At 39.4% G+C, this 15047-nt stretch carries 10 protein-coding genes; 2 read left to right on the forward strand and 8 right to left on the reverse strand.

Features of this window, described 5'->3' with window-relative positions; translation table 11 throughout:
* Nucleotides 1–4: 4 nt before the first annotated feature.
* The 3 genes from I6J02_RS00440 to I6J02_RS00450 all read right to left on the reverse strand — a co-directional run bounded on the left by I6J02_RS00440 (nucleotide 5) and on the right by I6J02_RS00450 (nucleotide 3227).
* Entirely contained in the window at nucleotides 5–814 is an 810-nt protein-coding gene (locus I6J02_RS00440) for a DUF2314 domain-containing protein (RefSeq protein WP_201679894.1), read from the reverse strand.
* Between the two features lie 111 nt (nucleotides 815–925).
* Nucleotides 926–2443, reverse strand: coding sequence for an NAD(P)H-hydrate dehydratase (locus I6J02_RS00445; RefSeq protein WP_236582236.1), 1518 nt, complete (start codon nucleotides 2441–2443; stop codon nucleotides 926–928).
* 49 nt (nucleotides 2444–2492) lie between these two features.
* Complete coding sequence (locus tag I6J02_RS00450) at nucleotides 2493–3227, reverse strand: SIMPL domain-containing protein (protein ID WP_201679896.1); 735 nt, start codon at nucleotides 3225–3227, stop codon at nucleotides 2493–2495.
* Between the two features lie 111 nt (nucleotides 3228–3338).
* On the opposite strand from I6J02_RS00450, the gene I6J02_RS00455 reads away from it, so the two are divergent.
* Nucleotides 3339–6134: a S9 family peptidase gene (locus I6J02_RS00455; protein ID WP_201679897.1), complete on the forward strand. Its 2796-nt coding sequence runs from the start codon at nucleotides 3339–3341 to the stop codon at nucleotides 6132–6134.
* Nucleotides 6135–6283: 149 nt separating this feature from the next.
* On the opposite strand, the gene I6J02_RS00460 is transcribed toward I6J02_RS00455, so the two are convergent.
* A complete protein-coding gene (locus I6J02_RS00460) occupies nucleotides 6284–7030 on the reverse strand; it encodes a metallophosphoesterase family protein (RefSeq protein WP_201679898.1) in 747 nt (248 codons plus the stop codon).
* Nucleotides 7030–7797: a DUF3050 domain-containing protein gene (locus I6J02_RS00465; RefSeq protein ID WP_201679899.1), complete on the reverse strand. Its 768-nt coding sequence runs from the start codon at nucleotides 7795–7797 to the stop codon at nucleotides 7030–7032. The genes I6J02_RS00460 and I6J02_RS00465 overlap by 1 nt, the downstream gene beginning before the upstream one ends.
* A gap of 471 nt (nucleotides 7798–8268) precedes the next feature.
* On the opposite strand from I6J02_RS00465, the gene I6J02_RS00470 reads away from it, so the two are divergent.
* On the forward strand, nucleotides 8269–10458 hold the full coding sequence (locus I6J02_RS00470; protein WP_201679900.1) for a glutamine synthetase III: 2190 nt from the start codon (nucleotides 8269–8271) through the stop codon (nucleotides 10456–10458).
* A 731-nt stretch (nucleotides 10459–11189) separates the two neighbouring features.
* Here I6J02_RS00470 and I6J02_RS00475 read toward each other — a convergent pair.
* The 3 genes from I6J02_RS00475 to I6J02_RS00485 all read right to left on the reverse strand — a co-directional run bounded on the left by I6J02_RS00475 (nucleotide 11190) and on the right by I6J02_RS00485 (nucleotide 15042).
* Nucleotides 11190–13466, reverse strand: coding sequence for a cation:proton antiporter (locus I6J02_RS00475; RefSeq protein WP_201679901.1), 2277 nt, complete (start codon nucleotides 13464–13466; stop codon nucleotides 11190–11192).
* A 135-nt stretch (nucleotides 13467–13601) separates the two neighbouring features.
* Nucleotides 13602–14306 (reverse strand): LytR/AlgR family response regulator transcription factor, encoded by a 705-nt coding sequence (locus I6J02_RS00480; protein WP_201679902.1) that lies wholly within the window; start codon nucleotides 14304–14306, stop codon nucleotides 13602–13604.
* Nucleotides 14284–15042, reverse strand: a complete 759-nt coding sequence (locus I6J02_RS00485; RefSeq protein WP_201679903.1) for a sensor histidine kinase — start codon at nucleotides 15040–15042, stop codon at nucleotides 14284–14286. The genes I6J02_RS00480 and I6J02_RS00485 overlap by 23 nt, the downstream gene beginning before the upstream one ends.
* Nucleotides 15043–15047: the final 5 nt, after the last annotated feature.

Below are 15047 nucleotides of genomic sequence, written 5' to 3' on the forward strand. Positions count from 1 at the left end.
GAGACTACTTAGTTTCAAATAAAGGAATAATATGCTGCCAATCCAGTTTTCTGGCAAAATCAAGAGCTGTATATCCCTGGTTTGTTTTGACATCTTTATCCATTCCCGCCGCTAACAGCACTTCCACAGAAGTCTGATTTCCAGCAATGGTTTCCCTGTGCAATAGTGTATACCCTTCTTCGTCTATATGGGAAAGTTCATCGGGGTTATCTTTTATAAATTCGATAAGCTTTTCTCTCATATTTTTACTCATCGGATGCTCTTCCAAATTTTCAGGATGTTCTTTTTGCTGATTAACAATTAACGTTTCCTTGTAATCGCCAAATTCCAGACCCCAGGCTTTGTCATGCTCTTTGCGTTCCTGTACAGACATATCGGAGCGCATAGCCTGTATTGTAAATCCACCATATGCTCTTGGTAAAGGATTTCCTGAAAAAAGCTTGGAAAGACCTTTTGGTTTATTTTCCGGTATCGCAAATAACCAGTCACTGATCTGCTCTAAAGGAATTTCGACAAAATCGCCATTCGCAATATTGGTCAATGCATTAGGGCTATTGACTAAAACCCCTCGTATATTAATTCCGTCAAAATCGACTTCATTGATCCACATATGTTCCACCAAAGGGTCTTCCTGATCTGCCTGTCGCTCTGAAAAAGCGACCTTTACACAGGCTACAGTCAACCCGGGGATAATTCGTCTGTTTTCCCAGGACCATTCCCGCCAAAAATATTTAAAGGTCTGTTGTGCATTTTTAAAAGCGTCCATCATCTTTGGACTATCTCCGGGCGCAAAAAATATTTCGTTACTTGCCATTATTACTGTTTTAGTTTATTCATTTATACTTATTATGACCCCAGATTACAGAACAGAAATTGTTAGAGATTACATATCAATACTGTAAAGGATACGAATATTCTCGTTTACTTAAAATATACGGGACAATCTGAGGCGTTGAAATGCTGTGCTCAGGCAGGTAATGATATCGGATGCAATCAGGCTTTCTTCTCCCCGTTCCTTTCTTGCCTCATCTCCTGCTGCACCGTGAAGATATACAGCCAATATAGCTGCATCTTCTGCAGAATACCCCTGTGCGAGTAAAGAAGTGATTATTCCGGTCAATACATCTCCACTACCTCCGGTTGCCATACCTGCGTTTCCTGTAGAATTAAAATATAACTTTCCATCCGGTACAACAGTCATCGTATTAGCCCCCTTTACAATGACAATAACCTTATACAGGGATGCAAAATTCCTGACTTTTTCTATCTTTTTCCTATCATCCGTCCATTCTCCGATCAGTCTTTTCAATTCTTTTGGATGGGGTGTAAGAATCGTATCCGGGGGAAGGTTTGCCAGCAGATCCTGCCGTGTAGCCAACAGGTTCAATGCATCTGCATCAAGTACAAGTCGGGTATCTGGGGTCAGAGATCGCATCAATTTCACAAAAGCAGTCCCTGTAGGTCCTTCTTGTCCCATTCCTATACCTACTCCGATGGCTGAATACGGTTTGACAGAAGGATAATTGGTGATATGATTATTATTTGAATCGGTGAGCACCATTATTTCGGGAACGGCAGCCTGAAAAGCTGTATATCCGCACCCCGGTATATACACCGTGACAAGACCACAGCCAGATCTGGCCGCAGCAGTAGCACTCAGCCTCACTGCTCCTATTTTACCATAGCTTCCGCCGATCAGTAAAGCATGTCCGAAAGTTCCCTTATGCGAAAACCGGTTGCGGGTTTTTAACTTTGCGAATGCCCATTGTTCAGTTACATAATAATGATCAACATGTTGCTGGCGGATTGCATCCGGATCCAGCCGGATGTCAATTACTTCATATGTATCTACCCATTCCTGATGCTGTGGAAGCAACATAGCCAGCTTAGGACTATGGAATGTATATATCTTGGTTGCCTTTACTACAATTGCATCAGCGGCATTGATCACATCTGCCTGCAATCCTGAAGGCAGATCTGCTGACAGGATATAACCAGCATGATTATTAATGCTTTCTATCAACGGACGATAGCTTTCATCCAGCGGTCTGGATAAGCCGACGCCAAAAAGACAATCCAGAATAATAGCATTTTTATCAATTTCAGGTGGTAGTTCTACCACAAAGAATTTAATAAAATCAGGGTGAATTTTTTCCTGATTTTGAAGGTTATCCTCGCTGTAATGGGGAGAATTCAGAAGATACACCTGCACATCAGCACCTTTCTCCAGCAACATGCGGGCAACGGCGAGTCCGTCACCACCATTATTTCCAGAACCACACAGCACTACAAAAGAATATCGGGAAACATCTTTGAGATCCCGTTCTATTGCTTGCGTCAGCGCAAATGAAGCTCTTTCCATCAGTTCTAATGATGAAATATGCTGCGCAGCAATCGTCAACTGGTCGACTTCCTTAAACTGGATCGCATTCAGTATTTTCATTTTAACAACGTTTGAATACATCAGTCAGCTTACGCTGATGTATCGTTATTTAATTTGTCAAATAGCTGGTCTTGACAGTGATATTTGCTGTTTTGCTTCTGGAAGTCGTATTGAAAGCTCCTCCGTAAGAATACTCTTCATTATCATTTTGTCCGGTAATCTGAAAGATTCCCAAATCTGCTTTTACTAAATCTCCAAGACTTGAACCGGCTTCTTTAGCAATATTTCCGGCACGCAGATGCGCATTACTTGAAGCCTGCGAAATTAACTCCAGTTTCAGATCTTCCAGTTTGGAATAGTAGTAACTAGGTGTATTGGAACTAAGCTCCAGACCCTGAGAGATCAGTGTTGAAATCTCTCTGGAAGCAGCATCGACCTTATCCAGATCTCTGGATTCAATACTTACATTCTGAGAAAGACTATATCCGGAAAATGTACTGTAACTATTTCCATTTCCGTCATTGGTGTAATTGAAATCTTTGGAAATACTGACTGCATTAAACCGGATCTCATTTGATTTTATTCCTTGTTTAATAAGAAAGTCACGTACAAGATCCCTGTCTCTTTTGAGCTGTTCAGAAGCTTCACTAAGTTCCATAGACTTTCTACTGTACACTGCTGTCCATTTCACCAGATCAGACTCAAAGTCTTTCTTCGCATTGCCTGTGACATTAATGGTGTTGGAACTTTTGAATTTATAACGATAGGCTCCCCCGAGTACAGCTCCAAAAATAATAAAGGAAAGACCTGCGATAACCGCAATAACTACAGCATTAGACTTCATAACGTATCAAATAATTATAATTTAACTACATTGTTGCAAATAAACTACCCTAAATATAGCATTTATTAGCTATTATTGGCATTTATAACAAAATTTTAACACTACCTGAAAATGAAAGTCAGATTTTGTCTTTTCACAGCACTAGCTCTTACTACCTGTGCATTTGCGCAGAAAAAACCAGTCGACCATACAGTCTATGACAACTGGAAAAGTATCAGCTCTGCGAATATCAGCCCTTCCGGATCGTATATTTTTTACAGTATAACACCTCAGGAAGGTAATAGTTTAGCTGTCCTCAAGAATAATGAGAATAAGGAGATCCTTACGCTTCCCAGAGGCTATAGCAGTCAACTCACCAAAGATGAAAGCTATTTTGTCTCACTGATCAAGCCGACCTTTGAGGAAACGCGTCAGGCAAAAATCAAAAAGAAGAAAGCAGAAGAAATGCCTAAAGATTCTCTTTTTGTGTATGCTGTAAAAACCGGAAATCAGTATAAATTTCCAAATGTAAAGTCTTATCAGGTTCCAAAGGAAATAGCCACACATCTGGCATTTGTGTCTGATGTAAAATCAAAACCTGCACAAGACACAACGCAAAAGAAAAAAGAAAAGGAAAAGGAAAAAACAATTACCACATTGCATTTATTTAACCTGCAAACGGGCGATACCACCAATTTTGCACAGGTAGATCAGTATAGAATAAATGAGGCGGGAACTAAATTGATTTTTTCAACTAAAGTAGAGGATAAAGATTCGCTCTCCAAAGTTCCAGGAGTATACCTGTATGATCTTCCGGCTAAAAAATTAACGAAGATTACCAACAGAAAAGGAGCTTTCAAGAATTTTGAGTTTGATAAATCCGGCAATCAGATTGCCTACCTGGGAGATTTATCTAAAGCCAAATCACTGTTAAAAGATTTCAACCTGTTTTATTTTAAATCCGGTCAGGATTCGGCAACTGTAATTGCTGCAAAAAACAGCACAAATATTCCTCAGAACTGGTATGTAAGTGGTGACGGAAACGTCCAGTTTAGTGATAACGGTGAAAAGTTATTTTTCGGACTTGCTCCTGTTCCCCGTACACGTGATACGACTCTGGTAGACTTTGAACATGCTAAAGTTGATATCTGGAGCTGGCAGGATGATTATCTGCAAACACAACAATTGGTTAACCTGAAAAGAGATCTGGCCAAAAATTATCTGGCCGTCATCTATCCTGCACAAGGCAACCGTATTTTACCGCTGATCGATGACACATTTTCGAGAACTTATCTGAGTGACAGTAAAAATACAGAATGGATTCTGGCTACATCTGATTATGGCAGAAGAATAGCTTATCAGTGGAATACATCAATAAAACAGGATCTGTATGTGATATCGACCATAAACGGTCAAAAAAAGAAAGTAATTGAAAATTTTTCCGGTCATGCTGATATTTCTCCTGACGGTACACATATTGTGTATTTCAATCTGGATAACAGCAACTGGTACAGCTTCAATATTGCCAGCGGACAGACTATACACCTAAACAAGGATCTTCCTGTCAACTTTTCGGATGAAGATAACGATATGCCTGCACAGGCTGGTTCTTATGGAATCGCCGGATGGTCTGCAGACGGAAAATCGGTATTTATAAATGATAAGTATGACATCTGGAATTTTGCCTTTGACGGAAAAGATAAATCTATTGCAACAAACGGACTTGGGCGCGCATCTAATACGGTATTACGTTATCTAGACCTTTCCCGTGAGGAAGATCGTAAATCTACACTGATACCAAATAATGCCGGTTATATGGTAACGGCTTTCAATGAAGTAAGTAAAGAAAGTGGGATTTATGAGGTTTCCAATAAGAAAAACAGAAATCCTGAAAAGATTATCATGGCGCCTTACACCTTCAGAAGATACAGTGCTTCGGAAAGCAAAAAGGCGATCATCTACACAAAAGAAGATTACCAACACAGTCCGGATCTGTATCTGACATCAGATTTTGTAAAAGAAACGACGCTGACAGATATCAATCCTCAACAGGAACAATATAACTGGGGTACTGCAGAACTGGTGCACTGGAAAACACCAAACGGATTCGATGCTGAAGGTATACTGTATAAACCGGAAGACTTTGATCCGAATAAAAAGTATCCTATCATCGCTTATTTTTATGAAAAGCTTTCCGATGGTCTTTACACCTATCAGGCTCCTGCGCCTACTCCGTCCCGCCTGAATATTTCTTATTTTGTAAGTAACGGTTATCTGGTATTTGCTCCTGACATTCGTTATGAAATCGGTAGCCCGGGCAAATCGGCTGAAGAGTATATCAACTCCGGTATGCGCTACCTGGCACAAAATTCGTGGGTAGATTCTACAAAAATGGGAATACAGGGACAAAGCTGGGGAGGATATCAGGTGGCTCACCTTATTACCCGAACCAATATGTATGCTGCAGCATGGACCGGAGCACCGGTAGTTAATATGACATCAGCTTACGGTGGAATACGCTGGCAAACGGGTATGTCCCGTCAGTTTCAGTATGAAAAGACGCAAAGCCGTTTAGGAAAGACACTTTGGGAAGGACTGGATACTTACCTCGAAAACTCTCCTTTGTTCCAACTGGATAAAGTCAATACACCTGTAGTGATTATGGCGAATGACAATGATGGCGCCGTGCCATGGTACCAGGGAATTGAAATGTTTACTGCATTAAGAAGATTACAAAAACCAGTATGGATGCTTAATTACAATGGTGAAGAGCATAATCTGATCCAACGTCAGAACCGTAAGGATATACAGATACGCGAAGCACAGTTTTTTGATCACTTTCTGAAGGGAAAACCTGCTCCAAACTGGATTTCTAAAGGTGTGCCTGCAATAAACAAAGGAATAGATTGGGGATTTGACACAAATTAATACAGAAGTAAATTCAATCCACAAAAGATAATACATTAAAAACCCCGGATTCTTAAAGAATCCGGGGTTTTTAATGTATTAGTTTCAACCTGTCTACTGATCCAGGCGGAAGAGTTTATTTATCCAAAATTTGATTTTATAGATTTCTTTTATGTAGATTTTAATAGAAAATCAGCATAAAAATCAGGGATACTACTTTCTGCAATAGCCTCTGCTACTTCTGCTATCGGATAATCTACTTTTATAATATCAGCTTTCACCGATTCTTCTGTCAGCGTAATGACCGCGTAAGTAGCTTTACGATCCTTCTCTTTTGAACGTCCTACCGAACCACAGTTCAAAGCTGTACTAACCTTTCCTGAAGGAAGGGAGACCTTACGTTGATACGATAAATGCGTATGTCCCATTGCCAGCAGGTCTGCATCAGAATTTGACAGCATCTTTATAAGATCTGCCTTATCATGATCTTCATATACATATTCATCATTGCTTCGGGTACTGGCATGCACCAGCTGGATGTTCCACTGTTTCATTCCTATTTTGTACGTCAGCCTGAGTTGATACGGAAATTGAGCAAGAAATTGTTTATGCGCTGTAGTAATTGTAGCCTTAGAGTGATTGATTGCTAAATATCTTACAGCAGTTTCTTCTTCACTGTGATGAGGCAAAGGTCTTATTTCCTGATCAAAAGCAATTCGCTCGTCATGATTCCCCAAAAGACAGGGAATACCCCGGGATTTTATCTGATCGATTACTTCATTACCCCACGGCGCAAAATCTACCAGATCACCAAGACAGTAAATCTGACCTATATCTTTAATTCTAATATCTTCTAATACCGACTGTAATGCCGGTAGATTTCCGTGTATATCGCTGATAATGGCTAATCTGATCATTAGGCAAGTCCGTCATTTATGGCATCCCACAGTGCAATTCTTTTTTGCAAAGCTGATTTAGCTGTATTTTTGATTTCTTCCCATTTAGTGTCATCTTCTCCAGCCAGCTCTGCAATCATCTGCATAGCCAGAGGTCCATGCTCATCACCGTCTAAAGAAATATGTCTGTCAAAGTAATAAATCAGCTTGCTGAGATCAACTGCAGGTGAATTGTTCTGAATATTGCTAAGCATGGACGTAAACATGCCCGGGATCAGATCTTCTCTGCCAAATGTAAATGCCGATGCAATCTCATGTGCTCCGCCTTTCGCTATTGTATCAAAAGTAAAATTCAGAAAATCCTTTATGCGTGTATCCAGCTTACCTGAATCAATTGCGGCCTGTATATTTACTCCATTCCGCAGGCTGTCAATAAAATCCAGCATCGTTTTTGAATCCGCACCTATAGTAAGCATAGCATCGAGATACATTTCAAAATGACTCAGACGCGAACCATCTACATATTCATCTGATTCTTCAGCAAGTACGATCTCATTAATCAGATATCGGGTATTTGGATATTCGGAAGCAAACCAGGGCACCTGTGTACAGGTCAATTTCATCTGGAGAGCTTTCAATAAGGACATAAAATCCCACACCGCATATACGTGCACTTCTGTAAAATGTTTTAATGATTCCAGATCATTTAGCCTTTCATATAACGGGTGCTTTAGTAAAACGTCTCTTTCTGGCTGAATGTAATCTTGTACTTCCTGTATTCTGTCCATCCTTATATAATATTAAAAAATCAAGTCAAAAGTACAAAAGAATATCTTTTGGTCTGTCTGACCAATATCATGAAAATAAATAGCTTTCTGCTGAAAACTAAAGCACAGCAAACACAAAAGGAACTTTTTTTCATATAACACAACCTTATTATTTCTGTTTTTTCATTTTAATGCTCAAAAACCAGTTTTTTATTACACAAATATCCACCATTAATAAAACATCAAGAAATCAATAAAAAACTGTAAATTCCAATATTTAACAAACAAAATACAACAAGAAAGCCCTTAAAGGCAATAAAAATCAAAAACAACAGCTCAAAAAACTATAAATTCACAAGAAAATCACCAAATAATTCAAATTATTTTAAAAAAATATTTTTATTTTTACCAAAACACCATATTTTTACAACATTATTAGAGGATCAATATGGTTTTTTAATTAAAAAAAAGAAATTTCAACACTAATTCTAAATGTCAGACTTAAGATTCCAGGCCGTAGAAGCAGCAGGTGGCAGACCTAAGACCTCTACACAACCATTGGCATTGCAAAAAGCAACAGCCCTTTATGGTAAAAATGTTTTTACCATCTCTAAAATGAAGGATTTTCTACCAAAGAACTCATACAAGCAGTTGGTAGAGATCATTGAAGAGGGAACAACGATTGACCGTGACTTGGCAGAACACATCTCCCAGGCAATGAAATCCTGGGCAATTGCCAATGGAGCTTCACACTACACGCACTGGTTTCAACCGTTAACAGGTTCTACAGCTGAAAAACACGATGCTTTCTTTGAGCCGGACAGTGATGGTAGTGCAATTGAAAAATTTACTGCTGACGCATTAGTTCAACAAGAGCCGGATGCTTCCAGCTTCCCTAACGGAGGTATTCGTAATACCTTTGAAGCCAGAGGTTATACTGCATGGGATCCGACTTCACCTGCATTTATCTTTGAAACAGGTGGTGGCAAGACCTTATGTATTCCTACTGTCTTCGTATCCTATACTGGTGAATCTTTAGATTATAAAGCACCTTTGCTGAAAGCAATCAATTCTATTGACAAAGCTGCAGTAGAAGTGGCTCAGTACTTTGATAAAGCGGTCACTAAAGTTACACCTTCTCTGGGTATCGAGCAGGAATATTTTCTTGTTGATCTTGCTTTATACAATGCAAGACCTGACTTACAACTTACCGGACGTACATTATTCGGACATATTTCCGCAAAAGGCCAGCAGTTAGAAGACCATTATTTTGGAGCGATCCCTGAGCGTGTACTTGCGTTTATGGTAGATCTTGAAAATGAATCTTTAAAACTGGGTATTCCTTTGAAAACAAGACACAACGAGGTTGCACCTTCGCAATTTGAGTGTGCTCCGATGTTTGAAGAGATTAACTTAGCTATCGACCACAATCAATTGTTGCAAAATGTAATGGATCAGGTAGCCTTACGCCACAGTTTCAAAGTGTTACTACATGAGAAGCCTTACAGTGGTGTTAACGGTTCAGGAAAACACAACAACTGGTCTCTGATCACAAATACAGGTGTTAACTTATTGTCTCCGGGCAAAACACCAAAAAACAACCTGATGTTCCTGACCTTCTTCGTTAATACGATCAAAGCTGTTCACGAACATGCAGACTTATTACGCGCATCTATTGCAAGTGCGAGCAATGACCACCGTCTGGGTGCCAATGAAGCTCCTCCTGCGATTATTTCTATCTTCCTGGGTTCTCAACTGGATGAATTACTGGAAGAAGTGGAATCTGCACGTGTAGCTAAAAAAGTAAAAGCAGAAGCTAACTTATGGCATGGTATTCCTAAAATTCCTGAATTGAGATTGGATAACACAGACCGTAACCGTACTTCTCCTTTTGCCTTTACAGGTAACAAATTTGAATTCCGTGCAGTAGGTTCATCTGCAAACTCCGCATTGCCAATGACTGTATTAAATGCAATTGTAGCAAATCAGCTGGCTGAATTTAAAATTGAAGTAGACAAACAGATTAAAAAAGGCACGAAAAAAGATCTTGCGATCCTTAATGTTGTCCGCAAATATATCAAAGAATCAAAAGCGATTCGTTTTGAAGGCAATGGTTACAGCGACGAATGGGAACAAGAAGCTGCAGCAAGAGGATTGTCTAATATCAAGTCTACACCAAAAGCATTAGATATCTACACGAAAGAGAGCTCTCTTTCACTATTCGAAAAAATGGGTATCTACAGCCACCGTGAAAGCGAAGCGCGTCATGAGATTTTGCTGGAGAACTTTTACAAAAAACTTCAGATTGAAGCCCGTGTAATTGGTGAGATCGTAAGTAGTCTGATTGCTCCTGCAGCATTCACCTACCAAAATGATCTGATCACAAATGTAAAAGGATTAAAAGATCTGGGGCTTCCAAAAGAAGCTTACAGCTCTCAGCTAAACCTGATCGAACGCATCTCTAAACATGCGAACACTATTCTTGAAGAAGCAGAAGCTATGCGTCAGGAACGTAAAAAAGCAAATGCTTTGGAAGATGTACGTGAGCGTTCCATTGCTTATGACGAATTGGTTAAACCATATTTTGATCAGATCCGTTACCATGTTAACAAACTGGAGCAAATCGTAGATGACAGTAAATGGCCTTTACCGAAATTGAGAGAGTTACTTTTCATTCGCTAAGCAAACATTACTGTTCTGAAAGAGTAAAGAGATACTTCTTAAATAATCAAAATCCCGGACCTAATAAGTCCGGGATTTTTTTGTCTGTCTTATCCTCTCTGCCCTGCGGGCATCTCTCCTTACAAAGGAGAGAATAGCAGCAGTAGTAGCACAGACACAAGTACAGCCCTCTAACTCTATCACTTCTTAACTTTATCAACCCTATTAACTTCTACAATCAACCTCTCTGCCCTACGGGCATCTCTCCTTAGAAAGGAGAGAATAGCAGTAGTAGCACAGACACAAGTACAACCCTCTAACTATATCACTTCTTAACTTTATCAACTTTATAAACCCTATTAACTTCTACAATCAACCTCTCTGACCTACGGGCATCTCTCCTTAGAAAGGAGAGAATAGCAGTAGTAGCACAGACACAAGTACAACCCTCTAACTCTATCACTTCTTAACTTTATCAACTTTATAAACCCTATTAACTTCTACAATCAACCTCTCTGACCTGCGGGCATCTCTCCTTAGAAAGGAGAGAATTAATCTCGGTTTACCAATATTAATTGTCTGGCGCAAGCGTCCGCTTGTGCCTTTAATTCATCACATAGCTAAAAAACAAAGGGCTGCATCATATACTTATGATACAACCCCTTTTGTTTGTTTTAACAGGTAGAGCAATAATTTATATTATGTCCTGCGGGACTTCTTATAATTCCTGTGATCTTGTCTGCTGATCGCCATCATGGCTTATGCTTAATAATAAGGGTCGATGGCGCATCTGTAAGCCATACACTTTTTGACTCAACCAGTTTCTTCCAGCTCTTGAGACTGACGAGCATCAGTTGCTGCTCTGCCACAAAAGTCTTATCAATCACTCGTTCATGCATCAGACTAATATGATTGGATGCAATATGTTCAATAGCTCTTACCGCTTCCTTTACATATGAATTATCACGCAAGATTCCTTGTACATCCAGAATTACTACCTGTGAATTGTTATTGGTAATAAATTTCTTTGCATAGTCTATAAGGAAAGAATCTTCGTCAGAGAATACCGGAACCAATATCTTATTAAACACAGTCTGACCTTTATCGATCAATACACCAACGGAAACCTCACTTCCACTAAGGATAGAAGATGTCCTGTCATCAAATGCTGCATAAGAGAAAATTTGCTCTTTCCCGGACATCTGGTTGAAAATACGTTCGGGATTGATAAAACGAGTAGTAAAACCTAGTATTTTACCGAGCAGACTTCCTTCAAAAATAGACTGTCCTACTCCGATCAGTAATAAGTCATAATTACCCTCATTGACGATATCTACGATATCGGCATTGATATCATTAGACACCTTAAAATGTGTGGTAAGTGGTTGTTTGAGATCATCTGAAAGCGTAATCAAAGGAGCAAAACTTTCTTTCTCTTCTGTTTCCCAATCATACTGAGGCAACATATTGTCTGCTGAGAGATGCAGTGCTGTCACTGTATTGAGCTGCGTATTTTTACGCGTCATACTGTTGGCCAGTCTTAACAATGAAATTCCTGTATCCGGATTGCCAAAAGACAAGAGGATATTATATTTTGTTTTGTCCGAAATATAATCCGGAGCGATCTGCGTTTGTTTACGAAAAGCCCAGTTGATAAAATCGAGTGCAGGGCCGGTCATAAAGGTCGTCAGTAATGCCATTACTACCAACATGGCAAATATTTCCGGAGAGAGCACCCCAAGGTCATAGCCGATATTCAACACCACCAGCTCCATTAGCCCTCTTGTATTCATTAGTGCACCGATAGTAAGACTGTCTTTCCAGTTCTGTCCTACGAATCTTGCTGCCAATGCGCTTCCAATAAATTTACCCGCCACAGCAACCAGAATAATCCAGCCTGTCGTTTTCCAAAGCTCAATATCATTTAAAAGACCGATCTGTGTACGAAGACCTGTATATACAAAGAAGAGTGGCAACAATAATACGAGGGCAACATCTTCAACTTTCTCAATAAATATATGTCTGAACTTCTTGTTCTCCGGCATAATCGCTCCTGCCATAAAAGCACCGAACAATGCATGTATACCAATTATTTCACTGAGATAGGCAGATATTATTAATACGATAAAGAAGATTGCTACTATGGGCGTGCCTAAGCTTTCGCGCTGTGCGTGCAAATCTCCGATTCTTTTCAGAAATGGCCTTACCAGCTTGATCATAATCCAGACGTACACTACTGCTAACCCAATTACATAGAGTGAACTGACAAATGAACCGGCTTTTACTATTGCAATCACGATAGCAAGGATACACCATGCAGTGATATCATCGGCTGCAGCACAGGTCAATACTACCGTTCCTAAACGTGTTTTTTGTATCCCTCTCTCCTGTACTATACGTGCCAGAACAGGAAATGCGGTAATACTCATTGCAATTCCCATAAATAAGCTGAAGGATAAATATTCGACATGTTCAGGTGCAAAATCCAGGTATATAAAGTAAGCCAGAACCATCCCCAGAGAGAATGGAATCACAATACTGGCATGACTGATCACAACTGCATCATGTGCCTTATTCCGTAAAATATTCAAATCCAGCTCCATACCGATCACGAACATAAACATGACCAGTCCGACCTGACTGAGCATCTGCAGATTACCTAACGAGGCTACCGGAAATAGTAATGCTGAGAATTCCGGAAAGTATGAACCGAAAAATGAAGGACCTAATGCTATACCTGCTATAATTTCACCAATAACATAAGGCTGACCAATCTTTTTAAAAATCCATCCAAAAAGACGGGCTGCAACAATAATAGTAATAATCTGGGCTAACAAAATAGCCAGAGGATGTTGAAGATTGTGTGTGAGTGTATCCAGAAACTCCGGCCAATGCCCTTTTCCTGTTCCTACGGTCTCAAAATGTCTGCCCTCCTGTTTATCTAATCCCATTTGGTAAGTCCCGTACATCAGCAGACCACATATCCCGATTACTCCGGCGTAAAAAAACGTATTCTTAAATCTTTTCATCTATCCTATTTTCCCTTAGTGCTTATACATTAAGCAGTCATCCTGCTTTTTCGCATTGCAAGATGCCAATTTTTACAGAAAATGATTTTATATCTTGAATCAAGATGTAATGAAATTAAAAAAAAATGAAATGAATTAGTCTCTTATTTTGGAAAGAAAAGCCTGGCGGTAGGTATTAGACAATTGAAAGGTAAAAGATTCACCTGAAGTCAATGGTATTGAGCTGATGGTATTATGCGTGTAGGATCTTACAATATCCAGAGCTATTATTTGTTTCTTATTGATTCTGCAAAAATTCTTTTCAGGCAACAGCTCTTCTAATTTTGCAAAATTAACGTTCTTAATACAGATGGATTCGCCGTTACGTAAGAATACATCTTTATCACGTCCATCGATTTTGGAATTTAGAATATGTGTTATTTCATTAAGATGAAGTAAATATTTACCCTGATCTGTATTAAAATTGATGGGTGCGAGTTCTTTTTCCCGAGGCTTTCGGGCTACAGCTTTATCGATAGCTACCTGCAACCGTTCTTTACTCAAAGGCTTGCGGACATAATCCACCACATTCAGGTCAAAGGCATCCGCAGCATACTCAGAATATGCTGTCACAAAAATAATCATTTTGTCAGGCAGTTGTTTTGCGATCTGCAAACCATTGATGATTGGCATTTCGATATCCATGATACAGAGATCGAATTGCAATTCGTCAGCTTCCTGAAGTAATTTTGCGGGATCATTATAGGTCCTGACAACCTCCAGTTCTTCCATCTGTTCGGTAATAAGTTTCAGAAACTTAAGTCCCGGCAATTCATCATCAAGTATTATACATTTTAGCACGCTCAATTTGTTTAAGATCTAATTTAAGGTAAGCTGTATAAATATTTCCCTCCATAAACCGCTCCAGTTTGAAACAGTCTTTATACAATATCCGAAGCCGTTGTTCAAAAGCTTCCATCCCCAATCCACCTGCCTGCTTAGTCAACGGTTTCAACTCACTGGATGTATTGGATACGGTAATCCCAAATATACCATCTTCCGACAATTCAAAATAGAACGATATAAAAGCATCAGGACTTTGCAGATCAGAATGCTTAAAAGCATTCTCGATCAGGTCCAGACAGACCATCGGAACAATCAGTTTTTGTTCATAATAAGGATTCTGTGTAGCTATTTTGGTCTTCACTTTAATTTCAAAAAGCGGACTTACTTTTATCTTATTAATATCGATCAGACTTTTTGCAAAATCTATTTCACGTCGCACAGATACGAATTCGTCCCGGGCTTCATACAACACATAGTCCAATACCGTAGCCAGTTTATCTAATGTGTAATAAGTCTGATAGGCATGGGACTGTACCGAATTAAGTATATTTTTGAATAAATGCGGTTGTAATTTTGCTTCCAGATTCTTCAATTGAAACCCATCTACTTTCTTCTCGAGATCTCTGTAGCGTTGTTCGATTGCCTTGGTATGCTCTTGCTGACGTTTATAATAAATAATAAGCATCACAATCGCAGCAATCAGGACCAGAATAACAAAAAGATACACTAACGGAGAATAAAAGATATCCATTTTCT

The sequence above is a fragment of the Sphingobacterium spiritivorum genome, from assembly GCF_016725325.1.
Lineage (GTDB): Bacteria > Bacteroidota > Bacteroidia > Sphingobacteriales > Sphingobacteriaceae > Sphingobacterium.